The sequence below is a fragment of the Actinocatenispora sera genome (assembly GCF_018324685.1).
GTDB classification, from domain to species: Bacteria; Actinomycetota; Actinomycetes; order Mycobacteriales; family Micromonosporaceae; genus Actinocatenispora; species Actinocatenispora sera.
Map to the genome: position 1 here is coordinate 993,114 of NZ_AP023354.1, position 24,577 is coordinate 1,017,690.

22 protein-coding genes are annotated in these 24,577 nt (G+C 73.3%); 10 read left to right on the forward strand and 12 right to left on the reverse strand.

What is annotated here, in order from left to right:
* Window positions 1-356: 356 nt before the first annotated feature.
* Together Asera_RS04625 and fbaA are read right to left on the reverse strand one after the other, a co-directional pair.
* Complete coding sequence (locus Asera_RS04625) at window positions 357-1,466, reverse strand: histidine phosphatase family protein (protein WP_051802926.1); 1,110 nt, start codon at window positions 1,464-1,466, stop codon at window positions 357-359.
* A gap of 330 nt (window positions 1,467-1,796) precedes the next feature.
* The gene (gene fbaA, locus Asera_RS04630) at window positions 1,797-2,822 is read right to left on the reverse strand and encodes a class II fructose-bisphosphate aldolase (RefSeq protein WP_030449194.1); all 1,026 of its coding nucleotides are present in this window, start codon (window positions 2,820-2,822) and stop codon (window positions 1,797-1,799) included.
* A gap of 518 nt (window positions 2,823-3,340) precedes the next feature.
* On the opposite strand from fbaA, the gene Asera_RS04635 reads away from it, so the two are divergent.
* On the forward strand, window positions 3,341-3,577 hold the full coding sequence (locus Asera_RS04635; RefSeq protein ID WP_030449195.1) for a hypothetical protein: 237 nt from the start codon (window positions 3,341-3,343) through the stop codon (window positions 3,575-3,577).
* 63 nt (window positions 3,578-3,640) lie between these two features.
* Here the strand turns inward: Asera_RS04635 and amrB are convergent, their stop codons facing one another.
* Window positions 3,641-4,432: an AmmeMemoRadiSam system protein B gene (amrB, locus tag Asera_RS04640; RefSeq protein WP_030449196.1), complete on the reverse strand. Its 792-nt coding sequence runs from the start codon at window positions 4,430-4,432 to the stop codon at window positions 3,641-3,643.
* Window positions 4,429-5,679, reverse strand: a complete 1,251-nt coding sequence (gene amrS / locus Asera_RS04645; protein ID WP_084132671.1) for an AmmeMemoRadiSam system radical SAM enzyme — start codon at window positions 5,677-5,679, stop codon at window positions 4,429-4,431. Before amrS ends, amrB begins: the two co-directional genes overlap by 4 nt.
* 148 nt (window positions 5,680-5,827) lie before the next feature.
* Between amrS and Asera_RS04650 the strand changes: the two genes are divergently transcribed.
* Window positions 5,828-6,814, forward strand: a complete 987-nt coding sequence (locus Asera_RS04650) for a hypothetical protein (RefSeq protein WP_035298469.1) — start codon at window positions 5,828-5,830, stop codon at window positions 6,812-6,814.
* Window positions 6,815-7,081: 267 nt separating this feature from the next.
* Here Asera_RS04650 and Asera_RS04655 read toward each other — a convergent pair whose 3' ends face one another.
* Complete coding sequence (locus Asera_RS04655) at window positions 7,082-8,134, reverse strand: esterase-like activity of phytase family protein (RefSeq protein ID WP_030449199.1); 1,053 nt, start codon at window positions 8,132-8,134, stop codon at window positions 7,082-7,084.
* A gap of 215 nt (window positions 8,135-8,349) precedes the next feature.
* On the opposite strand from Asera_RS04655, the gene Asera_RS04660 reads away from it, so the two are divergent.
* From Asera_RS04660 to Asera_RS04675, 4 genes are all read left to right on the forward strand, one after another.
* Entirely contained in the window at window positions 8,350-9,702 is a 1,353-nt protein-coding gene (locus Asera_RS04660) for a CehA/McbA family metallohydrolase (RefSeq protein WP_035298452.1), read from the forward strand.
* Between the two features lie 82 nt (window positions 9,703-9,784).
* The gene (locus Asera_RS04665; RefSeq protein ID WP_211255771.1) at window positions 9,785-10,957 is read left to right on the forward strand and encodes an ABC-2 transporter permease; all 1,173 of its coding nucleotides are present in this window, start codon (window positions 9,785-9,787) and stop codon (window positions 10,955-10,957) included.
* Between the two features lie 31 nt (window positions 10,958-10,988).
* Entirely contained in the window at window positions 10,989-11,723 is a 735-nt protein-coding gene (locus Asera_RS04670; protein WP_244843738.1) for a DedA family protein, read from the forward strand.
* Window positions 11,724-11,864: 141 nt separating this feature from the next.
* Entirely contained in the window at window positions 11,865-12,965 is a 1,101-nt protein-coding gene (locus Asera_RS04675; RefSeq protein WP_035298454.1) for a hypothetical protein, read from the forward strand.
* Between the two features lie 111 nt (window positions 12,966-13,076).
* Here the strand turns inward: Asera_RS04675 and Asera_RS04680 are convergent, their stop codons facing one another.
* Window positions 13,077-13,454, reverse strand: coding sequence for an ArsR/SmtB family transcription factor (locus Asera_RS04680; protein ID WP_051802928.1), 378 nt, complete (start codon window positions 13,452-13,454; stop codon window positions 13,077-13,079).
* A 115-nt stretch (window positions 13,455-13,569) separates the two neighbouring features.
* On the opposite strand from Asera_RS04680, the gene Asera_RS04685 reads away from it, so the two are divergent.
* The gene (locus Asera_RS04685) at window positions 13,570-14,502 is read left to right on the forward strand and encodes a S66 peptidase family protein (protein ID WP_030449204.1); all 933 of its coding nucleotides are present in this window, start codon (window positions 13,570-13,572) and stop codon (window positions 14,500-14,502) included.
* 84 nt (window positions 14,503-14,586) lie between these two features.
* On the opposite strand, the gene pyrE is transcribed toward Asera_RS04685, so the two are convergent.
* From pyrE to Asera_RS04715, 6 genes are all read right to left on the reverse strand, one after another.
* Window positions 14,587-15,123 (reverse strand): orotate phosphoribosyltransferase, encoded by a 537-nt coding sequence (gene pyrE, locus Asera_RS04690; protein WP_030449205.1) that lies wholly within the window; start codon window positions 15,121-15,123, stop codon window positions 14,587-14,589.
* Between the two features lie 94 nt (window positions 15,124-15,217).
* Window positions 15,218-15,997, reverse strand: coding sequence for an SDR family NAD(P)-dependent oxidoreductase (locus tag Asera_RS04695; RefSeq protein WP_030449206.1), 780 nt, complete (start codon window positions 15,995-15,997; stop codon window positions 15,218-15,220).
* A gap of 12 nt (window positions 15,998-16,009) precedes the next feature.
* Entirely contained in the window at window positions 16,010-16,930 is a 921-nt protein-coding gene (locus Asera_RS04700) for an MFS transporter (protein ID WP_211255772.1), read from the reverse strand.
* Between the two features lie 46 nt (window positions 16,931-16,976).
* Entirely contained in the window at window positions 16,977-17,564 is a 588-nt protein-coding gene (locus Asera_RS04705; protein WP_030449208.1) for a hypothetical protein, read from the reverse strand.
* Between the two features lie 123 nt (window positions 17,565-17,687).
* Window positions 17,688-20,279, reverse strand: coding sequence for an ATP-dependent chaperone ClpB (clpB, locus tag Asera_RS04710; protein WP_030449209.1), 2,592 nt, complete (start codon window positions 20,277-20,279; stop codon window positions 17,688-17,690).
* A 249-nt stretch (window positions 20,280-20,528) separates the two neighbouring features.
* Window positions 20,529-21,701 (reverse strand): FAD-dependent oxidoreductase, encoded by a 1,173-nt coding sequence (locus Asera_RS04715; RefSeq protein ID WP_030449210.1) that lies wholly within the window; start codon window positions 21,699-21,701, stop codon window positions 20,529-20,531.
* Between the two features lie 223 nt (window positions 21,702-21,924).
* On the opposite strand from Asera_RS04715, the gene Asera_RS04720 reads away from it, so the two are divergent.
* The 3 genes from Asera_RS04720 to Asera_RS04730 all read left to right on the forward strand — a co-directional run bounded on the left by Asera_RS04720 (window position 21,925) and on the right by Asera_RS04730 (window position 24,574).
* Window positions 21,925-22,488 (forward strand): TetR/AcrR family transcriptional regulator, encoded by a 564-nt coding sequence (locus Asera_RS04720; RefSeq protein WP_030449212.1) that lies wholly within the window; start codon window positions 21,925-21,927, stop codon window positions 22,486-22,488.
* A gap of 149 nt (window positions 22,489-22,637) precedes the next feature.
* Window positions 22,638-23,852, forward strand: a complete 1,215-nt coding sequence (locus tag Asera_RS04725) for a Cmx/CmrA family chloramphenicol efflux MFS transporter (RefSeq protein ID WP_035298471.1) — start codon at window positions 22,638-22,640, stop codon at window positions 23,850-23,852.
* A gap of 221 nt (window positions 23,853-24,073) precedes the next feature.
* Window positions 24,074-24,574, forward strand: a complete 501-nt coding sequence (locus tag Asera_RS04730) for a cation:proton antiporter regulatory subunit (RefSeq protein WP_030449214.1) — start codon at window positions 24,074-24,076, stop codon at window positions 24,572-24,574.
* Window positions 24,575-24,577 lie beyond the last annotated feature (3 nt).

Here is a 24,577-nt window from a genome sequence, read left to right on the forward strand (position 1 = left end):
TTTCCAGGCCTTCACACTCCGGGCGCGCAGGCTCCCGACACCCGAACGCTACCCGCAGCGGCCCACCGCCGATCCGGCGCCGGGACCGCGTCGCGGCCGGTCGCGGGTCGACGCCACGGCGCGGAGGCGGGCAGGTACCGACGGCGACGCCCCCGGGTGCGTGTAACACGCGGCCCGCGGTCCCCGACGTACCAGGTGTCCGGAGCCTCCCCAGGACCCGGTATGACGGTGGCCCGCCGCTTCGGCGACGGGCCACCGTTCTCGTCTGCCGAGGCGCCCGAGCCCTGCCGCGGCACCCACGCGAGCACGCTCTGCCGCGGCGCCCGCGACCAAGCTCTGCCCGGGTGTCCGGGAGATCAGGACACCCGGACCCGGCGGCGCGGCTCGGAGCCGGCGGTCGGTCTCCCGGACAGCGCGTTGTGCCCGTCCACGTTCGCCAGCACGACGTGCGGATCGTCGAAACCGAAGTCGAGCCCGCTGATCAGCCAGCGCCCGTCCGGGTCGCCGTCCTCGACCAGGTCGAGCAGCCGGAGCGGATGCCCGACGACCGGCGCGAGCGGCGGCAGCACGTCGGCCCGCCAGCACAGCCGCAGGCTCTCGTCGCCGGCGTCGACCGGCTCGGTCGGGTCGAGGTCGTCCCAGCTCAGCGAGCATTCCCCGGTACGCCGGTGGCAGGCGGTGAGCCGTTCGCCGGCGAACTGGAACACCACCGGCCCCTCGCTGTACCACTCGTCGAGGTCGCGATCCCACAGCACCCAGGTGTGCTCCAGCGGCCGGCCGGCCAGCCGGGCCAGCCGCTCGCCGTGCACGTCCAGGATCTCCCGGGCGGTGTAGAGCCAGCGCGGCCGGTACCCGCCGACCTGGTGGGTGAACGCCCCGGTCGGCGCCTCCGGCGTGGACAGGTGCCGGTCGTCGGCGAACTGGTCGAGCGTGGGCGTGGCGTCCGCGTACCGCACCGTGGTCAGCGAGCACGGCGCGACGCCGCGGGTGAGCAGTTCCGGCCGGTCGGCGAGCGGCTCGTCGCCGAACAGGGTACGGACGAGGTCGACGGTGACGCCGCCGTGCGAGACGACCACCGTGTTGCCCCGGTCCTCGGCGTGCTCGCGCAGGAACCCGGCGAGCCGGTCGCCGGCGTCGCGCGAGCTGTCACCCCACAGCGGCCGGTAGTCCCGGTCTGCGGTGGAGCGTGCCCACTCGCGCTGGAAGGTGTCGAACGGCTGGCTGCCGTCCCAGCTCATCCGCTCGCGCAGGCGCGGGTCGGTGTGCACCGGCAGCCCCAGCACGGCGGCGATGATCTCGGCGGTCTCCCGGCTGCGCCGCAGCGGGCTGGCCCAGACCTGGGTGACGCCCCTGCCTCGCAGGCACGACCCGGTCCACAGCGCCTGGGCCCGCCCGGTGACGGTCAGCCCCGGGTCCCCTCCCCTGCGTTGTTTCTCGCCGTGCTGGACGAGGTAGAAGGTGCTCATCCCCCAGAAAGCCAGTCTCGCTCACGGCCCCGCGACCCCATTCCGTATCACGAAAGATCACCATGCCGAATGGACCCGAACCCGGCACTCGATCGGACCCGCGCTGCCTGGCCCGTCCCGCCCCGCAGCCGGCCCGCCACGGCAGGGTCTCGGGGCAAGCCCCAGGGCCCGTCCCGGCGCCGGCGGCGACGCCGAGACAGACGCTAGGTCCGACCGAGTGCCGTTCGTACCACACTTTCGGTTGTGTTGGCGAGTCGGTGTGTGACGCTCGTTACGCAACTCGTGTCCGGCGTTTCCGGACCGCTCCCGGGGCCGCGGGGCCGACCTCGCTCACTTCGCCAGCGTCGTACCGCTGGAGCGCAGCGCCTCGCAGGCCGCCTGGACCCGCTCGGCCATGCCCTGCTCGGCCGCCTTGCCCCAGGCACGCGGGTCGTACTGCTTCTTGTTGCCGACCTCGCCGTCGATCTTCAGCACGCCGTCGTAGTTGCGCAGCATGTGGTCGACCACCGGCCGGGTGAACGCGTACTGGGTGTCGGTGTCGATGTTCATCTTGACCACGCCGTAGTCGACCGCGGCCCGGATCTCGTCCAGCGTCGAACCGGACCCGCCGTGGAACACCAGGTCGAACGGGCGCTGCCTGCCCACCTTCGCGCCGACCTCGTCCTGGATCTGCTTGAGGATCTCCGGCCGCAGCTTGACGTTGCCCGGCTTGTACACCCCGTGCACGTTGCCGAACGTCAGCGCCGTGATGTAGCGGCCGTTCTCGCCGGTACCGAGCGCCTCGACGGTCTTCAGCCCGTCGGCCGGGGTGGTGTAGAGCTTGTCGTTGATCTCGCCGACGACGCCGTCCTCCTCGCCGCCGACCACGCCGATCTCCACCTCCAGGACGATCTTCGCCTGGTGTGCCTGGGCCAGCAGCTCACGGCCGATCTCCAGGTTCTCGTCCAGCGGCACCGCCGAGCCGTCCCACATGTGCGACTGGAACAGCGGGTCCTCGCCGCGCGCCACCCGCTCCTGCGAGATCGCGAGCAGCGGGCGCACGTAGGAGTCGAGCTTGTTCTTCGGGCAGTGGTCGGTGTGCAGCGCGATGTTCACCGGGTACTGCTTGGCCACCTCGTGCGCGTACCCGGCAAGCGCGACCGCGCCGGTCACCATGTTCTTGACGGTCGAGCCGGACAGGTATTCGGCGCCGCCCGTGGACACCTGGACGATCCCGTCACTGCCGGCCTCGGCGAAGCCGCGCAGCGCGGCGTTCAGCGTCTGCGACGAGGTCACGTTGATCGCCGGGTACGCGAAGCTGCCGGCCTTCGCGCGGTCCAGCATCTCGGCGTACACCTCGGGCGTGGCGATGGGCATGAGCGCTCCTTGAGCTGTGTCGTGTCTCGGTCGAGTCTCGCGGGTGCGACCCCGGTACGGGGTCGACACCGGAAGATGGACGCCGCTGTCCCCGGTACGGCCGGTCCGCGACCCGCCGTACCGCGACGTCGAGTATTCCGCACATTCGCCGGCCCGGTGACCTTCGGCGACCGGTACCTCGACCGGCACGCCGACCACCGGCACCGCGGTGACCTCCCGCGGCCCGGAGACCCGGACGGCCCGGTGTCCTCCCGCGGCCGGTAGACCCGGATGCCCCGGCAGCCTCCCGCAGGCCGGAGACCGGACGGCCCGGTGGCCCCCGCGACCGCGAGACCCCGGTGGCGCGGTGGCCTCCGCCCGCGGCGCGGTGACGCGGAGTACGCGCCGGGGCCGGTACCTCGGTGAGGCGCTGCGGGCGGCCGGGGACCCGGTTACGGTTGAGGCGCACACGCAGCGACAGCGGCGGATACCCGCCCCGGCGCGCACGCGCCGGCGAACCGATCTGCGGAGGTGACGCGGTGACCGAGCCGGAACTGGCACCCGACCAGGAGCGCGACCCGAGCGAGTACCGTCCGGGCGAGACACCGCTTGCCGCGCGGATCGAGGCGCCGGACGCCGACTCGCCGGACGACGAGCGGCCCGCCGAGCCCGCCGACGAGGACGAGCCCACGCCGGACATCGGCCTGGAGACGCCCGTCGACGACAGCCTGGAACAGGCTCGCGCGGTCCCCGACGACCCCGACGACTACCGCTGACGTTGTCGCGACAATTCCGGCAGGCTTGCGGTCCGGACCGATCGTTCGGGTCGCTGGCCAGGCTCAGCAGAAGGTGAAGGCGGCGTAGCCGACGACGCGGTCGGGCGGGCCGATGGTGTCGGCGGAGGTGGCGTAGCCGAGCAGGCGCGGTGTCCAGCCCGCCCGGGCGGCGAGCGCGGTGAGGCCGCGCAGGCCGAACACGCCGCAGGCGTCCCGCACCCCGATCCGGTCCGGCGCCCGCTCGGTCACCGCACGGATGGTGGCCGCGTCCTGCTCGCGCGCCTGCGCGTCCGGCTCGTAGTGGGACAGGTCGGTGGAGCACAGCAGCACGGTGCCGGAACGCCGGATACCGGCGGCGAGCAGGTCGGCCACCGCGTCCGCGGGCGTCGGCCCGGCCACCACCGGCAGGATCGGGGTGCCCGGCATGAGCACCGCCTGCAGGAACGGAACCTGTACCTCCAGCGAGTGTTCCGGCTCGTGCGGCTCGTCGTTCGCGGCCGCGGCGCCGGCCTCGATCAGGGTGTTGCGGCCGATGGCGTCGAGCGGGATCTCGCCCAGCGGGGTGGCCCATTTGTCCGCTGTGGACACCGCGCAGCCGGTGAGCCGGACGAAGTGCGCCGGGCCGATCAGCAGTACCCGGGCGATCCGTTCGCCGTGCGCGGCGAGCCGCGCGTACACCTGGGCGGCGGTGGGGCCGGAGAACCGGTACCCGGCGTGCGGCACCACGTACGCCGGGGCGAGCGCCTCATCGGCCGGCACCTCGACGCCGGCCAGCAGCGAGTCGACCAGGCCACGCAGGGTGTCCGGGTCGCTCGGATAGAACTTCCCGGCCACCGCCGGCGGGCGCACCGTCACCGGACACCGCCGGTACCGGAGGCGGGCGACGGAGCGGCGGCGCGGCGGTCGTGCGGGCCGAGGCCGCCGCGCTCGACCAGCCGGACCGGCTGCCGGCGGGAGCCCCAGTCGCCCGGCGGGCCGTCGAACACACCGGCGATCGACGCTCCACAGTGGACGCAGTGCCCGTCGTCGGTCAACCGGTAGTCGCCCAGCACGTACCAGTCGCGAACGATCACCGGTTCGCCGCAGGACGGGCAGTACGTGGTCTGGCCGTCGGCGTCGTGCACGTTGCCGGTGTAGACGTGGTGCAGGCCGCGCTCGCGGGCGATCCGCCGGGCCCGGCGCAGCGTCGCCGGCGGGGTACGCGGGATGTCGCGCATCTTGAAGTCCGGGTGGAACGCGGTGAAGTGCAGCGGCACGTCCGGACCGAGGTGCTCGGCGAACCAGTCGCACTGCCTCGCGATCTCGTCGTCCGAGTCGTTCTGGCCGGGAATCAGCAGCGTCGTCACCTCGAACCAGACGTCGGTCTCCCGCAGGTGATCGAGCGTGTCCAGCACGTTGTCCAGCTTGCCGAACGTGACCTTGCGGTAGAACCGCTCGCTGAACGCCTTCAGGTCGATGTTCGCCGCGTCCATGTGCGCGTAGAGATCCCGGCGCGCCGTCTCGTTGATGTAGCCGGCGCTCACCGCCACCGCCTTGATCCCGCGGTCCCGGCAGGCGTCCGCGACGTCCATCGCGTACTCCAGGAAGATCGTCGGATCGTTGTACGTGAAGGCGATCGAGCGGCAGCCCAGCTGCTCGGCGGCGCGGGCCAGCGCCTCCGGGCCGGCGGCCGAGGTCAGCGTGTCGATCTCGCGCGACTTGGAGATGTCCCAGTTCTGGCAGAACCGGCAGGCCAGGTTGCAGCCGGCGGTGCCGAACGACAGCACCGGCGTGCCGGGCAGGAAGTGGTTGAGCGGCTTCTTCTCGATCGGGTCGACACAGAACCCGGAGGACCGCCCGTACGAGGCGAGCACGATCTGGTCGTCGACCCGGCCGCGGACGAAGCACAGCCCGCGCTGCCCCTCGTGCAGCTTGCAGGCGCGCGGGCACACGTCGCACTGGATCCGGCCGTCCGGCAGCTGGTGCCAGTAGTCGGTGGCCACCGTGAACGGGTCGTCCAGGCTGAGCCGATCGGCGGCCTCGTCCGATCTGCCGGCACCGGCCGGCGCCGTCCCGGGGCCGCGGCGGCGCGGCGGGTCGAGGTCGACCTCGGTGCTCCCCATCGGTCCCACGCTAGTCCGCTGCCGCCACGCGGACCAGGCATCGCCGGGCAGGACATTTGTACCGGCCGAGTCCGGATCGACGACTCTGCCCGGGATGGGTGTCGCGGGGCGAGGCTGGGCTCGATCGTTTCGGCGGAGGGTGATCGAGATGTGGCGACGAATCGCACCGGCGTGGGTGCTGGTGCTGCTGGCCCCGTTCGTGGGCGAGTTCCTGCTCGGGAACACGACCCTGAGCGCGGCGTACGCCTACCCGGTGGATGCCGCCATGTACGGCGCCGGGGCCGTGCTGGTGCGCGAGGTGACCCGGCGGACCGGCCGCGGCTGGCCGACGATGCTGGCGCTCGCCGCCGCGTACGGGCTGGTCGAGGAGGGGTTCGCGGACATGAGCCTGTTCAACCCCAGGTTCGCCGGCCTGCACCTGCTCGAACCCGGCAACCTGTTCGGGATCGGCTGGACCTGGTGGCTGTTCGTCCTGACGCTGCACGTGGTGTGGAGCATGGGCGCCTCCATCGCCCTCACCGAGGCGCTGTACGCGCGGCGCGGCACCGGGCCGTGGCTCGGCCGGGTCGGCCTGGCGGTGACCGCGGTGGTCTTCGTCGGCGGGGTCGCCGCCGTCCACGGGACGTTCCGCGGCGGTCTCCCGTCCTTCCCGGCGTACGAGCTGTCGGTCGGGCAGGTGGCGCTGACCGCGATCGGGACGGCGCTGTGCATCGTGGTCGCGTTCCTGTTCCCGCGGGTCGACCGGCGCCGGCGCACCGGTACCGGCCGGGTGCCGGCACCGTGGCTGGTGGCGCTGCTCGCGGCGGTGGCCGGGGCGGTGTTCGAGCTGGCGAACCACGGCCTGCCCGGTGGCTGGCCGATCCCGATCGACCTGGTGCTCTACGTCGCCGTCGCGGCGCTGCTCGTCGCCTGGTCCCGGCGGACCGGCTGGACGGCCCGGCACGCGTTCGCGCCGGCGTTCGGCGCCCTGCTGGTGTACTGCGTGGTCGGCTTCGTGGCGCAGCCGAAGCACGGCGTCGATCTGGTCGGGCAGGTCGGGTTCGTGCTGGTGGCGCTCGCGCTGACCGCGCTGGCGGTGCGCAGGACCGCGACCGCCCGGGTACCGGCGGCGGCCCCGGCCACGATCGCGCCCTGACCGGCGGACCACCGGCCGCACCGCGAACCGGTCGCGCAGCGCGGCGGCGAGTTCCGGATCGTGCTGGCTGGCGGCGACCAGGGCAACGAACTGTCGTCCTCGGCACCATGAACCCGGGCCACCAGGAGTACGCCCGGTGGCCCGGGAGCCGCGAGCAGGCGTACGCCCGGTGCCGCCGGGAGCCGCGGCCGGGCGGTACGCCCGGTGTCGTGAACCGCAGGCGGTTGCCGGGCGGTGCGGGTCGGACCCGGACCGCCCGGCGGCGGCTCAGACCCGGACCGAGAACGAGTACAGCCGGGTGATCTGCTCGTCGGACAGGTTGTCGTCCGAGACCATCAACAGCTCCCGCCGGCCGTCCCGCAGGTGGCGGCCGGTGAAGACCATCCCCTCGATGTTGTCCAGCAGCGGGTTCGGCTGCGGCTGCTTGGCCGTCGCACCGTCGCTCGGGCACTGCCCGATGTCGGCGAGCAGCCGCCGGCGCGCCTGCCGGACGGTCGTGTCGGCCAGGCTGCGCACCCCGGTGACGTCCTGCGCACCGGCCAGATCCGCCTCGTACAGCCGGATCGTGTTGCCGTAGCCCTGCTGCCAGCCGCGCTCCAGCACCAGCAGCCGGGTCGGCGAGATCGCCTGCACGTCGGAGATCTGCAGGCCGGCGTCGACGGTGAACGCGTACTGCGCGGCGACCTCGAACCGGCCGTGCCGCCGGTCCCAGCGAAGGAACCGGTTGAGCCCGTTGCCGTCGGCGTCGGTGCCGTCACCGGACAGCGGCGACTCCATCGACGCGATCAGCGACCGGTCGCCGGGCAGCAGGGTCAGCCCCTCGAAGGTGGCGTTCTCCTCGGCCTCGCCGGCCGGCGCGACCCGGAACCGGTCCGGCACCGGCAGGCTGGCCAGCACGTTGCCGTGCCGGTCGTACCGCCGGACGGACGGCTCGACCTCGGAGGTGATCAGCCGGGTGCCGTCCCGGTCCACGGCGATCGCCTCGGAGTCGATCGCGTTCCCGTGCTCGTCCGCCAGCGGCTGGTACCCGACGGGCCGGGTGGCGAGCCCGCTGGTCGGCCGGGTCAGCGTCCAGAGCGCGGACGTGTCGCTGACGGCCAGCAGGTGCGAGCCGTCGTACTGGAGGCCGGACAGCTCGCCGACCTGCGCATCGCCGAACTTCCGCTTGTCCAGCGCGTCGGAGAAGCCGCGCAACGACACGAAGGGCGAGCAGGCACCGGCGTCGTGGCGGCCGGGCCCGGGGTGGGCGGCCGCCGGCACGGCGGCGGCGACGGTACCGAGTGCGGTGACGGAGGCAGCGAGGAGTGCTCGAATTCGCATGGCTCGGATCATGCCGGAAACCTCCGTCCCGCGGTCGACCGGCGGACGAACGCCACAGTCCCGGCAGGTGAGCACGATGCGCCGCGCCCGCGACGGCGGGCTGCGCCGGATCCGGGATGACGGACTGCCACGGGAATGGCCGGGCGCGCCTCGCCGGGACGGCGGCCGGACGGCGGGGTTGCGGCGGGGGCGGGCGGGCACGGCAGACTGGCGCGGTGCAGAAACGCGTGTACACCGGGCATCTCGACCCCGGCGCCGCCGACTACGTGTACCTGCCGGTCGACGTCCCGGCCGGCACCACCCGCCTCGCCGTCCGGTACTCGTACGACCGGCCGCCGCTGGCCGCGGGCACCGTCGGCAACGCCTGCGACGCCGGCATCTTCGACCAGCGCGGCCTGGATACGGGGTTCCGGGGCTGGTCCGGCGGGGCGCGCGACCGGTTCGAGCTGTCGGCGGCCGACGCCACGCCCGGCTACCTGCCCGGGCCGGTCGAGCCGGGCCGCTGGCACGTGGTGCTCGGTCCGTACACGGTGGCGCCGGGCGGGCTCGACTACACGGTCGAGGTGACGTTCGACGATGCGCCGGTGGTCGGTGAGCCGGCGGTGCACCACCCGCCGGCGAGCACCGGGCGCGGCCCCGGCTGGTACCGCGGCGACTGCCACCTGCACACCGTCTACTCCGACGGCGGGCGCACCCCGGCGCAGGTCGCGGCCGCCGCGCGGGCCCGCGGGCTGGACTTCATCAACTCCAGCGAGCACAACACGCCCGCCTCGCACCGGATCTGGGGCGAGCATGCCGGCGACGACCTGCTGATCCTCACCGGCGAGGAGATCACCACCCGCAACGGCCACTGCCTGGCCATCGGCCTGCCGCCCGGCTCCTGGATCGACTGGCGGTACCGGGCCGCCGACGGCGTGTTCGCCGACCACGCGGCGCGGGTGCGCGAGCTCGGCGGCCTCGTCGTGCCGGCCCACCCGTACGGGCAGTGCGTGGCGTGCTCGTGGAAGTTCGGCTACGAGCAGGCCGACGCGGTCGAGGTGTGGAACGGCCCGTGGTCGATCGGCAACGAGGCGGCGCTCGCCACCTGGGACGGCACCCTGGTCGCCGGCCGGTTCCTCCCGGCGATGGGCAACAGCGACGCGCACCGGGACGGCGACGTGGTCGGCCTGCCGCAGACGGTCGTACACGCCGAGGCGCTGTCCGCCACCGGGATCAAGGCGGGCCTGGCCGCCGGCCGCTCGTACCTGGCGGACGACGCCGCGGTGACCGTGTCGCTCGCGGCGACCGCGGACGGGCGTACCGCGGGGATCGGCGAACGGCTCGCGGTCGCGCCGGATGCGCCGGTGACGGTCCGGCTGGCGGTGACCGGAGTGCCGGCCGGCACCGTACGGCTGGTCACCGACCGCGGCCTGGTGCATGCGGCGCCGCTGCCCGGCCCGGTCGAGTGGCGCACCACCGCGCGTTACACCAGCTACGTCCGCGCCGAGGTGCGGCACGCCGATGCCGACGCCGCCCTGCCGTACGGTTCGATGGCGGCGCTGACCAACCCGATCTTCCTGGACGGTTAGGCCCGGCACTCTGGGCAAACCACGCACATGCCGCGTACCGGCGGGAGAAACTGCGGGGAACAGCCGCACTCCGGGGGGCGCCATGGACGAACGCGACGGTACGAACGACAGCACGCCCGACGGCGAGCCGGCGCCGACCGCCGGCGCCGAGCCCACCGGGGAAGGCGCAGCCACGCCGGCCGCCGGCAGGGCGACCACCCACCGGGACCGGGCGGCGGTACGGGACTGGAAGGACGCGGTCACGCCGCGCTCGGCGCTGCTGTGCGTCGGGGTGTTCCTGCTCATGCTGGCGTTCGCGCTGTCCTACATGGGCGCGCTGCACCACCCGAAGCCGCACCACATCGACCTGGCCGTGGCGGCACCGAGCCGGTCGGCGGGACCGCTGCTGGCGCAGCTCAACGGGTTGCCGGGGGAGCCGGTCGAGGCCCGTGCCGTGTCCGACGCGGCGACCGCGCGGCGCCAGGTGACGACCCGGGACGCGGACGGGGCGCTGGTGGTCACGCCGGCGGCGAGCGGCGGCGGTACCGCCCGGTTGATCGTGGCGAGCGCCGCCGGACCGTCGATGTCGCAGGCGCTGGAGCGGGTGATGACGGCGGTCGCGCCGCGCGCCGGGCTGCGGCTGTCGGTGACCGACGTCAAGCCGTTGCCGGCCGACGACTTCGAGGAGCTGAGCTCGTTCTACCTGGTCGTGGCGTGGAGCGTGGGCGGCTACCTGGTCGCCTCGATGCTCGGCGTCTCCGCCGGTACCCGGCCGGCGAACCTGCGCCGGGCGTTCATCCGGCTGCTCGCGATGGCGGTGTACTCGATCGCCGCCGGGGTCGGCGGCGCGATCGTCGTCGGCCCGGTACTGCACGCGCTGCCGGCCACCGTCGGACAGCTGTGGTGGATCGGGGCGTTGCTGGTGTTCTCCGCGGCGGCGTTCACGATGGCGATGCAGGTCCTGGCCGGGGTGATCGGCATCGGCATCGCGATCGCGGTGTTCGTGGTGCTCGGCAACCCGAGCTCCGGCGGGGTGTTCCCGTGGCCGATGCTGCCGGCGTTCTGGCGCGCGATCGGGCCGTGGATCGGCACCGGCGCCGCCACCCAGACGGTGCGCAACGTCTCCTACTTCGACTCCCACCACATCACCGCACACCTGCTCGTGATCTGCGGGTACCTGGTGTTCGGGGTACTGGTGGCGCTGCTGGTACCGGGGTTGAAGGCGCGGCGACCCCGGCGTGTGGGATCGCCCGCACATCTCGCGGCCGAGGCGTGAACCGATCTTCGCGCCGGGTAGGGTCGCCCGAGTGGGGCACCTCGAGTTGACCAGGGCGGCGAGCGAGCCGCTGGCGGTCAACCTCCTCGATCCGAAGTCGCTGATCGACACGTTCGGGCTGGTCGGCGTCTATGCGGTGATCTTCGCCGAGACCGGTCTGTTCTTCGGGTTCTTCCTGCCCGGCGACACGATGCTGTTCATCGCCGGCATCGCCAGCTCCGCCGTCGCCGAGCACCTGCTCGGCACCCAGCTGTCCCTCCCGGCGTTGCTGATCGGGGTGCCGGTCGCGGCGATCGCCGGTGCCCAGCTCGGCCACTTCCTCGGCGCCCGGTTCGGCCGCGCCATGTTCGACCGGCCCGCCTCCCGCCTGTTCAAGGCGCAGTACGTGGACCGGGCCGAGTACTACTTCAACAAGTTCGGGCCGGCCAAGGCCGTCGTGCTGGCCCGGTTCATCCCGGTGGTCCGCGCGTTCCTGAACCCGGTCGCCGGCATCCTGGAGATGCCGTGGCAGAAGTTCCTGCTGTGGAACGTGGTCGGCGGCGTGATCTGGACCGACGGCATCATCCTGCTCGGCAACCGCACCGCCGGCGTGATCCCGCCGAGCATCATCGACAAGTACCTGCTGCCGATCATCGCGGCGATCGTGCTGATCGCGCTGCTGCCGATGCTGCGTGAGCTGGGCAAGCGGCTGCTGGCGCGGCGCCGCGGCGGCGCCGCGCAGACCCGGGACGACGACACCGAATCGCAGCCCGCGACCCGCCGGTGACGGTACGCGAACGGGGCCACGGCCGCGCGGCGGTCGGCGCCGGATCCGGCCGGGTACGCTGAGCCGGACCGGAGCTCGCGGCCCGAGACGGTGTGTCGGGAAACGAGCCGCAGACTCACCCTCGGTACGCCGGAGAAGCCGATGGAACCCACTGGACGCGACGTCGGTCCGTTCCGTGGTGTCACCACCGTCCGGGTGCACGGTGGGTTCGAGATCTGCCGCGGCCAGGACGAGCAGGGCCGGGCGGTCACGATCCTGACCATGGGCCCGTCCGCGGTGCACGACGACTCGCTGCGCGGCGCGCTGACCGAGGCGTACCAGTGGGCCCGGTCGCACGCCCCGGCCGGTGAGGAGTTCGCCGGAGTCGAGCTGTCCGGCGAGCAGCCGTGGGTGGCGAGCCTCGACGCGGCCGGCACCATCGGCGTGCGCAGCGTGTTCGACCGGCTGGTCAGTACCGTGCGGCCGCCGGCGCCGGGCCGGCACACCGGCAACATCCCCACCCGTACCGACACCGGCTCGATCCCGCGCGCCACCGACACCGGCGCGGTCCCCCGGGTCGGGCCGGACGGACGCCCCGTCCACGCGGACACCGGATCGATCCCCCGGGTCGGGCCGGACGGACGCCCCGTCCACGCCGACACCGGCGCCATCCCCCGGGTCGGGCCCGACGGGCGCCCAGCACACGCCGACACCGGATCGATCCCGCGGACCACGGCCGACACCGGATCGATCCCGCGGGCCGGCCGGGCGATGCCGCCGGCCCCCGGGCCGCCTCCGGGAGCCGCGCCGCCCGGATACCGGGCACCGGCCGGGCCCGCCGGCAGCCGGCACACCGGGCAGCTGCCGCGGGTGGTGGAGTCGCCGACGAATCCGCTCCCGCCGGTCTCCGGCCCGGCTCGGCACACCGGCCAGTTCCCCCGGGTCGCGCACACCGGCCAGCAGCCGCGGGTCGATCACACCGGTCGGCCGGTCGAGCCGACGGCGCGCACCGGCCCGCTGCCCACGCACCAGACCGGGCAGCTGCGCCCACCGGCGCGGCCCGGCCGGGACCTGCCGGCGATGCCCGCCTACCAGGGGCGGCCGTACACGGCGGCGCCGCGACCGATCGCCGCGCCGTACACCGCCCGCCGGGTCCCGGTGGGCGGCGGCCGCGCGCTGCCGATCCTGCTGATCATCATGGCGCTCGGCGCGATCGGCGTACTGGCCCTCCTGGTCGCCGCCTACCTCGCGATCCGATCCTGACCCGCGTCTGGCGAGGTCAGCGACCGAGCCGGCGGCAACACGCCCGCGAACATCCCGCCGGACAGCAAGACCCGGGCCGGCGCCCCCACCGGCCCGGGCACATCCAGCTGGTCAGGACGCGGTACGCGGGCGCGGGCTGCGACGCCGGCGCGGCGGCGCGATCAGGCTCGCCACGGTGCTCAGATTCGGCGACACGATCCGGTAGTAGGCCCAGACCCCGCGCTTCTCCCGCTCCAGCAGGCCTGCCTCGGTGAGCACTCGCAGATGGTGGCTGACCGTCGGCTGGCTCAGCCCGAGCGGACCGATCAGGTCGCAGACACACGCCTCGCATCGCGGCGCCGCCTGGATCAGGCTGAGCAGCCGCAACCGGGCAGGGTCGGCGAGCGCCTTGAGCAGGCCGGCGAGGCGGTCTGCCTCGGCCGCCGCCAGCGGTTCGCCGGTGAGCGGCGAGCGAGCGGTCGGTACGGTCTCGGTGAGCACAGCGGTCACGTGCCCTCATCCCCCTGGACATTCAACATCTTGAATATTTGCCGGTACCTATAGCGTTAACGCCGCCGACTGCGGTAGGTAACGGCCAGCGGAGCGACATATCTAGGCTGTGCGGGTGCCCGACGACTCCTTGCCGCTCAAGCCCACCCCCCTCGCCCCAGGTGACCAGGTCGTACTGATCTCGCCGGCCGGACCGGTGTCCCGCGAACAGGTCGAGCGCGGTGCCGCGCTCCTCCGCGAATGGAAACTGTCCGTCACTGTCGGCGCACACGCGTACGACCGGGACGGCCTGGTCGCCGGTACCGATCGCGACCGGCTCGCCGACCTGAACACCGCCCTGGCGGACCCCGCGGTACGTGCCGTGCTGTGCACCCGCGGTGGCTATGGCAGCCAACGAATCGTCGCCGGGATCGATACGGCCGCGGTCGCCCGCGACCCGAAGATCGTGCTCGGCTTCTCCGACATCACCGCGCTGCACCTGGCGCTGTGGCGGGGCGCCCGGCTGGCCACCCTGCACGGCCCGGCGCTCGCGCTACGCACCGAGCCGGACCCGATGACCGTCGCCGCGCTGCACACCGCCCTGTTCGACCCCACGCCGGTACGCCTCGCGGCCGACCCGGCCGAGTCCACCGCCGCGGTGACCACCGCCGGGCGCGCCGCCGGGCGGCTGCTCGGCGGCAACCTGGCGATGCTCGCCGCGACCCTCGGCACCCCGGACGCGCCGGACCCGACGGGCGCCGTACTGCTGCTGGAGGACATCGCGGAGCCCGCCTACAAGGTGGACCGGATGCTGCTGCACCTGGAGCGGGCCGGCCTGCTCAACGGCCTCGCCGGCGTCGCGGTCGGCCAGTTCACCGACTGCCCCGGCACCGACCCCTCGGTACCCGAGGTGCTCGCCGACCGGCTGCACCGGCTCGGCGTACCGGTGCTGGGCGGGCTGCCGATCGGCCACGGCGCGGTGCGCGTGACCGTCCCGCTGGGCACCCGGGCGGTACTCGACGCCGACGCCGGCACCCTCACCGCGGATCCGGCGCTCCGGCGGCCGTAGCCCGGCGGCAGCGGATCGGCACTCCCGTTGGCATGCCTCGGCCTCCCGCGGGGGAGTCCCCGCGCACGGGCAGGGCCGTGCCGGTCAGGCCAGGTCGAGGTCGGCGAGGGAGTAGGCGGCGCGGTACTCGAGGCCGGCGGCGCGGACCGCGTCGCCGGCGCCGCGGTCGACGACCACGGCGACCCCGACCACGTCGGCCCCCTCGGCCCGCAACGCCTCGACCGCGTCCAGCACGCTGCCGCCGGTGGTGGAGGTGTCCTCGACCGCGAGCACCCGCCGGCCGGCGACGTCCGGACCCTCGATGCGTCGCTGCAGGCCGTGCGCCTTGCCCTGCTTGCGGACCACGAACGCGTCGACCCCGTGCCCGCGGCCGGCGGCCGCGTGCAGTACCGCGGTGGCGACCGGGTCGGCGCCGAGCGTCAGCCCACCGACGGCGTCGTACCCCCAGTCCGCGGTGAGATCGAGCAGCACCCGGCCGACCAGCGGCGCCGCGGCGTGGTGCAGCGTGATGCGGCGCAGGTCGACGTAGTAGTCGGCCTCCCGGCCGCTGGAGAGCACGACCCGGCCGTGCACCACGGCCAGATCCTTGATCAGCTGACGCAGGTTCTCCCGATCCGACACGGCCACAGCCTAGAGCCCCTGGCCACGCCTGCTGCCGGCGCCCGGCCGAGGCACGCCGACCGGCCGGCGCCGCACCGTCGAGAACCGGTACGGGTCACTCCCTGGTGCGGCTGCCCCCGGCGCTCGGCAGCCGGTGCAGCACCGCGCGCGGCAGCCGGCTCAGCACGACCGCGGCCGCCTTGTACCGCAGGGACGGGACGCTGAGCAGCTTGCCGCGGCGCAGGTCGCGCAGCGCTTCGGCGACCACCTGGTCGGCCTCGAGCCAGGCGAACCTCGGCAGCCCGGTCATGTCGATCCCGGCGCTGTCGTGGAACTCGGTGTGCGTGTAGCCGGGGCAGAGCGCCATCACCCGGACGCCGTGCCGGCGCGCCGCCGCTCCGATCGACTCGCTGAAGTTCGTGACCCAGGCCTTGCTGGCTGGGTAGGTCGAGCCCGGCATCACCGCGGCGAAGCCCGATACCGACGAGACGTTGATGATCGCGCCGGACCGGCGCGGCACCATCACCGCCAGCGCGGCGTGCGTCAACCGCAGCACCGACCGTACGTTCAGCCACAGCAGCCGCTCCTCGTCGTCGGCGCTGTTGCTGGTGAACGGCTTGTGCAGGGAGATGCCGGCGTTGTTGACGAGCAGCGCGACCGGCCGGTCGGCATCGCCGACCCGTGCCTCGACCGCGCCGCACCCCTCCGCCGTGGACAGGTCGGCGGCGAGCACCTCGACCGCCACGCCGTACCGCCGGGTGAGCTCGGCGGCGGTGTCGGCGAGCCGCTGCTCGTTCCGGGCGACCAGGACGAGGTCGCGGCCGTCCCGGGCGAGCCGGTCGGCGAAGGCCGCGCCGATCCCCGCGGTCGCGCCGGTCACCAGTGCGGTGGGCATCGTCGTCGCCCCCTAGCGCGGCGGGCCGTAGCCGGGGCCGGACTGCGGCGGACCGCCGTAACCGGGACCCGACTGCGGCGGACCGCCGTAACCGGGACCCGACTGCGGGGGGCCACCGTAACCGGGGCCGGATGCGGGCGGGGCGCCGTAACCGGGGCCGGATGCGGGCGGGCCACCGTAACCGGGGCCGGACGCCGGCGGGCCACCGTAACCGGGGCCGGATGCGGGCGGGGCGCCGTAGCCCGGGCCGGCACCGTAACCCGGGTCGCCGTAGCCGGTCTGGTCGCCGTACGGGTTGGGCGCGGTGCCGTAGCCCGGGTCGGGCGCCGCCGGGTAGCCACCGGCCGGGCTGCCCGGATACGAGGGGGCCGGGCCACCCGGCACCTTCTTGGCGAAGTACTGGCTCGACTGCTTGATCGCGAGCAGCACGATGGCCACACCGTGGCAGAGCACCAGCAGGACCGCGAGCACGATCGAGACCGGCATGTACCAGCCGGGCATCATGCTGCTGGTGTCGATGTTCGAGGTGGTCGCCGTGTTGGACAGGCTGCCGATCGCGCCGCAGAACCCGCACACCACGAACAGGCCGGAGATCACGAACGTGGTGATCCAGGTGCCCCGCTTGCCGCGCAGGTTGCCCAGCGCGAGGACCACGATCGTGATGCTCAGCAGCAGGTAGATGATGATCGAGATGACCTGGGCGACCTTGAACACGTTGGTGGCCGAGTCGACGGTGCTCTGCGACAGGCCCTGAGCCGCCATCCAGTCGCCGATCCGGGTGATCGCCAGCACCGAGACCGCGACCTGCCCGAGGTTGACCACGACGGCGGCGAGCATGCACGCCACGGCGGCGGTCACCGTGATCGGACGACCACCCGCCGCGGTGGAGAATCCTGGCGCCGCGGGCGGCACGGATGGTGGCGGATACATCATCGGACCTCTCTGTCTCTGGTGCGCCCACCGTACCGGGACACGGCGATCAATATCCGTACGGTCGGTACGGTTGCCGTGGCGGGACCGGCGCGGCGGGCCGGGCGGCGCGGAACCAGGCACCGACCGGGCGCAGCCCGACCATGATCATCGCGACCGTCACGGCCGCCAGCGCGAGGATCCCGAAGATGGCCGAACCGGCGATCTCCCATCCCGGTGCGAGCTGCGAGATCGACGTGTCCGAGTCGGACGCGGCGCTGCCCACCGCCGCGTTGATCGCGCCGAACATGCCGATCCCGGACAGGCAGCACAGCCGCAGCGCGGCGCACAACCCGCCGACCGACCAGATCAGGATCCGCCCCACCTGTTGGCGCCGGATGGTGAGCAGCGCGGCCAGCCCGAGCCCGATCGTGACCAGCATGTTCAGCACGATCGTCAGGATCAGGTAGGGCTGCAGGCCGGTGGCCAGCTCGCCGCTGGTGTCCAGCCGGCTGAAGTCCTGGAAGATCAGGATCTCGAACACGGTCTCGGCCAGCGTCATGGCCGCCGCCCCGAACACCGCCAGGGCACCGGCCATCACCTGGACCGGCCGGCCGGGCGCTGGTGGTGGCGGCGTCGAGTATGCCGCGCCGTACATCCCGCCTCCCCATTTGTCCTGGGTTGTCGGTGGACGCACCACCACCGCCGTTCGATGGGACCGTAGGCGAGGCATGCAAACGCCGGAGCGGCGGCATGCCGCTCCGGCGTTTCGCGGTGGTGCTCAGGCCCGGGCCACGACCAGCCCGGAGCCGTCCTCGGCGGTACGCACCGAGACGGTGTCGCCGTCTCGCACCGCGCCGGCGAGCAGCTCCTTCGCCAGCTGGTCGCCGATGGCGGTCTGGATCAGCCGGCGCACCGGACGAGCCCCGTACATGGGGTCGTAGCCGTGCTCGGCCAGCCACTTGTGCGCGTCGTCGGCGACGTGCAGGGTCAGCCGGCGGTCGGTCAACCGCTTCGCCAGCCGGGCCACCTGGATGTCCACGATGGCCTGCATCTCGCTGGTGTCCAGCGCGTGGAAGACCACCACGTCGTCCAGCCGGTTCACGAACTCGGGCTTGAAGTGCTCGCGCACCAGTGCCAGCACCGCCTGCTTCTTCTCCTCCTCGGCCAGCGTCGGCTCGATCAGCACCTGCGAACCGAGGTTGGAGGTGAGGATCAGGATCGTGTTGCGGAAGTCGACCGTGCGGCCCTGGCCGTCGGTCAGCCGGCCGTCGTCCAGCACCTGCAGCAGGATGTCGAACACGTCGGCGTGCGCCTTCTCCACCTCGTCCAGCAGCACCACCGAGTACGGCCGGCGCCGCACCGCCTCGGTCAGCTGGCCGCCCTCCTCGTACCCGACGTAGCCGGGCGGGGCACCGACCAGCCGCGCCACCGAGTGCTTCTCCCCGTACTCGGACATGTCGATGCGGACCATCGCCCGCTCGTCGTCGAACAGGAAGTCGGCGAGCGCCTTCGCCAGCTCGGTCTTGCCCACCCCGGTCGGGCCGAGGAACAGGAACGAACCGGTGGGCCGGTTCTCGTCGGCGATGCCGGACCGCGCGCGGCGTACCGCGTCCGAGATGGCACCGACCGCCTCGGCCTGGCCGATCACGCGCTTGCCCAGCTCCTCCTCCATCCGGAGCAGCTTGGCCGTCTCGCCCTCCATCAGCCGGCCGGCCGGGATGCCGGTCCAGGACGCCACCACGTCGGCGATGTCGTCCGGGCTGACCTCCTCGTTCAGCATCGCGCCGTTGGCCTGCAGCTCGGCCAGCTCCTGGCCCGCGTCGGCGAGCTTCTTCTCCAGCTCCGGAATCCGCCCGTACCGCAGCTCGGAGGCGCGGCCGAGATCGCCGTCGCGTTCGGCCAGTTCGGCCTCGCGCTTGATCTGGTCGAGCTCCTCCTTCGTCTCGGAGATGGCGGAGATGTGCTGCTTCTCGTTCTGCCAGCGCTCGTTCAGCACGGTCAGCTGCTCGCGCTTGTCGGCGAGTTCGCGGCGCAGCTTCTCCAGCCGCTGCTTCGAGGCGTCGTCGTCCTCCTTGGACAGCGCCATCTCCTCGATCTCCAGCCGCCGCACCGCGCGCTCGATCTCGTCCACCTCGACCGGCCGGGAGTCGATCTCCATCCGCAGCCGGGACGCGGACTCGTCGACCAGGTCGATCGCCTTGTCCGGCAGGAACCGGTCGGTGATGTACCGGTCGGACAGCGCGGCGGCGGCCACCAGCGCGGCGTCGGTGATCCGCACCCCGTGGTGCACCTCGTACCGCTCCTTGAGGCCGCGCAGGATGCCGACGGTGTCCTCGACGCTCGGCTCGCCGACGAGCACCGGCTGGAACCGCCGCTCCAGCGCCGGGTCCTTCTCGATGTGCTCGCGGTACTCGTCGAGCGTGGTGGCGCCGACCATCCGCAGCTCACCGCGGGCGAGCATCGGCTTGAGCATGTTGCCGGCGTCCATCGAACCGTCCGCCTTGCCGGCGCCGACGACGGTGTGCAGCTCGTCGATGAACGTGATGATCTGGCCCTCGGAGCCGGTGATCTCCTCCAGTACCGACTTGAGCCGCTCCTCGAACTGCCCGCGGTACTGCGCGCCGGCGATCATCGCGCCGAGATCCAGCGAGACGAGTCGCTTGTTCTTCAGGCTCTCCGGCACGTCACCGGCGACGACCCGCTGCGCCAGCCCCTCGACGATCGCGGTCTTGCCGACGCCCGGCTCGCCGATCAGCACCGGGTTGTTCTTGGTGCGCCGGGACAGCACCTGGACCACCCGGCGCACCTCGGCGTCCCGGCCGATCACCGGGTCGAGCTTGCCCTCGCGGGCCTGCGCGGTCAGGTCGATGCCGTACTTCTCCAGCGCCTTGTACGTCTGCTCCGGGTCGGGCGTGGTGACCCGCCGGTCGCCGCCGCGGACCACCGGGAACGCCGCGACCAGGTTCTCCTCGGTGGCGCCGGCGTCCGTGAGCGCCTGCGTCACCTGGCCGCCCACCCGGGCCAGCGCGGCCAGCAGGTGCTCGGTCGACAGGTACTCGTCGCCGAGGGGCCGGGCGATCTGCTCGGCGGCGTTGATCGTGTTGACGATCTCCCGGGACACGGTGGGCTCGGCGATGCTGCTGCCGGACACGGTCGGCAGCTTCGCCAGCGCGGCCTGGGTGGCGCTCTCCACCCGGCCCGGATCGGCGCCCGCGGCCCGCAGCAGCGCGGTCGCGGTCGACCCCTCGGTGGACAGCAGCGCATCCAGCAGGTGCCAGGCCTCGACGGTGGCGTGCCCCTTGCCGGTCGCCGCGGACACGGCCGCGGCGATGACCTCACGACTCTTGGTGGTCAGGCGTTCGACGTTCATGCTCTCCCCGCAGCAGACTTCGGTTCTCACGGCCTTGCGCCAGTGCCCCGGGGCCGGCCGACGGAGTTCTGGCGCATCCCTTGGTGCAACCGGGCAAGAGTTGAGTCTATTCCGCTCAACCTGAGGTTTGTCCCGGCGCGGCGGATCCGGCCATGACATGGCCCACTCCGTACCCGCGGAGGCGCATCGCCCCGGCGGCGCCGGGCCGCGCCGGCGACCCCCGTACGCGCCGGGGCGTCGCCCGCCGGGTCAGCGCTCCGCGGCGGGGCGGTTCGCCAGTTCGGACAGGTTCATCGCCATCGCCCGGTGCACCGCCGGGATCCGGTCCAGCGCGCGCAGCGCGGTGTTGCGGACCCCGCGCAGCGGTGCCGAGCCGACGGTGGCGACCCGGGTCATCCGGTGCGTGAACGCCACCACCTCCTCGGCCACCGGGCGCCGCTCCGCCTCGTACTCGTCCAGGACGGTCTCGGCGGCGCCGTCCCGCAGCACGGCCGTGAGCTTGTGGCCGAGCGTCACCGCGTCCTGGATGCCGGTGTTCATGCCCTGACCGCCGGCCGGGCTGTGCACGTGTGCCGCGTCGCCGGCGAGCAGCAGCCGGCCGGACCGGTAGTGCGCGGCGAGCCGATGGTGGACCCGGAACCGGGAACTCCACGCGATCTCGTCCACCCGGGCCGGGTGCCGCCGGGGCCCGCGGGCGTCGAGCAGCGCCCGCACGTCGGCCAGGCTGGGCTTCTCCGGCGCCTCGTCGACGGTGGCGACGATCCGGTGCCGGCCGCCGGGCAGCGGCGCGACCACCGTCACCCCGTCGGCCGAGAGGTACAAGATGGCCTGGTCGTTCGGCTCGGACCAGGACAGCCGCACGTCCGCCAGGACGAACGACTCCGGATAGCTGTCGCCGGTGAACTCGATGCCGGTCCGCCCCCGGACGAAGCTGTGCATGCCATCGCAACCCACCACGTACCGGGCCCGCACCGTCTCGCCGCTCGCCAGCGTGCCGCGCACGCTCGCGGCGTCGACATCCAGCCCGGTCAGCCGGTACGGGCGGTGCACGTCACCGCCGGCCGCGCGCAGCCGCGCGGTGAGTACCCGCTCGGTCACGTCCTGCGGGACCAGCAGGGCGAACGGGAAATCGGTCGGCAGCTCGCCGAAGTCGACGGTCAGCAGTACCCGGTCGCGCTCGCGCACGGTGAAGCGCCGGGCCACGATGCCCTGCGCGACGAGTTCGTCGGCGAGGTCGATCTCGCGCAGCACCTCCAGCGTGCGGGCGTGCACGACGGCGGCCCGCGAGGTGTCGGCCGCCTCGGCCGCCTGGTCGACGACGACCGTGTCGACGCCGGCGGCGGCGAGCACGGTGGCCAGGGTGAGACCGACCGGTCCGGCACCGGCGATCAGGACGTCGGTGCTGCGCGGAATGTCCGACACGGGCAACCCCCTCGGGTGCGAACGGCTCGTGTGCACAAGCTTCGTCCACACCCGGCACGTTCTGCGGCTCGGACCCATCGCCGCCGAATCGCTCGTCGCCGCCCTCGGTGCCGCCCACCAGTCGCACCGCACCGGCTCGCTCGACGACACCGGGCTTCGAGGTGACGAGGGTCGCCGGCGGGAATAGTGGACTGCCCGTTCTAGTACCGGTACCGTCCTCGGGGTGGGACGACCCAAGGAGTTCGACGTCGACGAGGCGGTCGACGCCGCGACGCAGGCCTTTCGTGATCGTGGCTACGAAGCCACGTCCACCCAGGACCTGTGCGACGCCACCGGGTTGTGCCGCAGCAGCATCTACCACACGTTCGGCAGCAAGCGGGAGCTGTTCGAGCGGTCCCTGACCCGGTACACCGAGCGGCAGACCGGCGAGCTGGTCGACCTGCTGCACGCCGACACCCCGGTACCGGAGCGGTTGCGCGCGCTGTTCGACGCGATCATCACGGCCGGGTCGGACGGCTGCTTCACCGTCAGCTCGGTGGTGGAGCTCGCCGGCCGGGACGACGAGCTGACCGCGTGCGCGCTGCGCGGGATGTCGTCGTTGCGCGGCGAGCTTCGATGTGCCATCGAGGCCGGTCAGGCGGCCGGCGAGATCCGCACCGGATCGTCGCCGGACGAGCTGGCCGACTTCGTCCAGGCCACCATCGCCGGCCTGCAGGTGATGGCGCGGGGCGGGGTGGCCGACACGGCGATGCGGCACGCCGCGAACGTGGCGCTCGCCGCCATGTAGCCGGCACCGAACCCCCACCCACCAGCAACGACCCGATCCGCCCGGGCAACGCACGAGCCGGGCGACCCCGACCGAGAACCCTTGGCGGCCAACGACGGCCGCGTACTAGAACGATCAGTCCAAAAATCCTTGTCTTCGGGAGACCCGCCATGCCGCTCGCGGTCTACATCCTCGCGCTGAGCGTCTTTTCCCTAGGTACCAGCGAATTCGTCATCTCCGGGCTGTTACCCGAGGTGGCCGGCGACCTGCACGTGTCGATCCCCACCGCCGGGCTGCTCATCTCCGGCTTCGCGATCGGGATGCTCGTCGGCGCGCCGATCCTCGCCGCGGCCACCCTCAAGCTGCCCCGCAAGGTCACGCTGACCGGCGCGCTCGCGGTGTTCATCGCCGGCAACGTGCTCGCCGCGATCGCACCGAACTACCCGATGCTGTTCGGCGCCCGGGTGCTCACCGCGCTCGCCACCGCCGCGTTCTGGGCGGTCGGCGCCGCGACCGCGGTCAAGCTGGCCCCGGCCGGCGCGCACACCCGCGCGCTCGCCGTCATGGTCGGCGGGCTGACCGTCTCCAACATCATCGGCGTACCGTTCGGCACCCTCGTCGGCCAGCACCTCGGCTGGCGGGCGGCGTTCCTGGTGGTCGCCGGGCTCGCCGGGATCGGCCTGGTCGGCGTGCTCAAGGTGGTACCGGGCGGGCACTCCGCGGACCCGGCCGACCGGCCCAACCTGCGCGGCGAGCTGGCCGCGTTCCGCAGCGGCCGGCTGTGGCTCGCGCTCGCCACCACGGCGCTGGTACAGACCGGGTTCATCGCGGTGTTCAGCTACCTGACGCCGCTGCTGACCCGGGTCGCCGGCGTGCCGAGCGGGCTGATCCCCGGCGTCCTGCTGCTGTTCGGGCTGGGCAACCTGGTCGGCATCACGCTCGCCGGCCAGTTCGCCGACGCCCGGCAGCTCGGCACCCTGTACGTGGCGCTCGCCGGGACGATCCTGGTGCTGGCGTCGCTGGCGCTGTTCGCCGGGTCGACCATCGCCGCGGTCGCACTCGCGTTCGGGCTCGGGCTGTTCGGCATGGCGTGCGCGCCGTCGATGAACGGCCGGGTCTTCTCGCTGGCCGGAGCCGCGCCGACGCTGGCGTCCTCGGTCAACGTGTCCGCGTTCAACGCCGGCAACACGATCGGGCCGTGGCTCGGCGGGCTGGTCATCGCCGGCGGCCTCGGGTACGCCTCGACCGCCTGGGTCGGTGCCGCGGTCGCGGTCGGCGCGCTGGCGCTGGCCGTACTGTCCGGCGTGGCGGACCGGCGGTCCCGGCCCACCGAGCCGGTGCGGACCGACGTACCGACAACCGAGCTCGCCGACATGGCCGCCTGACGACCCGCTCGCCCGGTCGATCACCCCGTGCCGTCCGCATGCCGGACGGCACGGGGCTCGTCGCCCCCGGCATGGTCGGCGCACCGGACCGGCACCCCGCCGACGGGAGAACGGCTCGCCGCCGTTGCGATCGGGAAGATCGAGCACGAACGAGGCACTCACCCTGACCTTGTAGGGTTGCCACTCCGGCAAAGTCAGAGGAACACAAGGCGGTGAACACCGTGCGGGTACGGGTCGAGAAGGCCGTGCTACCAGGCATCGGCGTACGGCACGACCTAGCCACCACGTCCGGTCGTCGGATCGGGGTCATCACCCACCGATCGGGCCAGCGCGACCTGATCGTGTACGACCCGGAGGATCCCGACGAAAGCAGCGACACCGTGCCGCTGACCGACGACGAGGCCGATGCGCTCGCGGTGATCCTGGACGCATCCCGGGTGCTCAGCCAGCTCGCCGGGCTGCACGACCAGGTCGCCGGCACACTGGTGATCGAGCAGATCCCGGTGCGGGCCGGCTCGCCGTTCGCCGGCCGGCCGATGGGCGACACCCAGGCCCGCACGCGTACCGGCGCCTCGATCGTCGCCGTACTGCGACACGGCGAGGCGCTCGCCTCGCCCACGCCGGACTTCCGGCTGGCCGGCGGCGACCTGATGGTCGTCGTCGGTACCCGGGAGGGCGTCGACGGGGTGGCCGACATCATCGCGCACGGGCAGACGGGGTAGCCG

Coding starts and splice junctions, on each gene's coding strand:
- Asera_RS04700 (WP_211255772.1), bottom strand. CDS start 16,930: ATGATGTATCCGCCACCATCCGTGCCGCCCGCGGCGCCAGGATTCTCC.
- Asera_RS04625 (WP_051802926.1), bottom strand. CDS start 1,466: ATGAGCACCTTCTACCTCGTCCAGCACGGCGAGAAACAACGCAGGGGA.
- Asera_RS04665 (WP_211255771.1), top strand. CDS start 9,785: ATGGACGAACGCGACGGTACGAACGACAGCACGCCCGACGGCGAGCCG.
- clpB (WP_030449209.1), bottom strand. CDS start 20,279: ATGAACGTCGAACGCCTGACCACCAAGAGTCGTGAGGTCATCGCCGCG.
- Asera_RS04705 (WP_030449208.1), bottom strand. CDS start 17,564: ATGTACGGCGCGGCATACTCGACGCCGCCACCACCAGCGCCCGGCCGG.
- Asera_RS04675 (WP_035298454.1), top strand. CDS start 11,865: ATGGAACCCACTGGACGCGACGTCGGTCCGTTCCGTGGTGTCACCACC.
- Asera_RS04655 (WP_030449199.1), bottom strand. CDS start 8,134: ATGCGAATTCGAGCACTCCTCGCTGCCTCCGTCACCGCACTCGGTACC.
- amrS (WP_084132671.1), bottom strand. CDS start 5,679: ATGGGGAGCACCGAGGTCGACCTCGACCCGCCGCGCCGCCGCGGCCCC.
- Asera_RS04725 (WP_035298471.1), top strand. CDS start 22,638: ATGCCGCTCGCGGTCTACATCCTCGCGCTGAGCGTCTTTTCCCTAGGT.
- fbaA (WP_030449194.1), bottom strand. CDS start 2,822: ATGCCCATCGCCACGCCCGAGGTGTACGCCGAGATGCTGGACCGCGCG.
- Asera_RS04695 (WP_030449206.1), bottom strand. CDS start 15,997: ATGCCCACCGCACTGGTGACCGGCGCGACCGCGGGGATCGGCGCGGCC.
- Asera_RS04650 (WP_035298469.1), top strand. CDS start 5,828: ATGTGGCGACGAATCGCACCGGCGTGGGTGCTGGTGCTGCTGGCCCCG.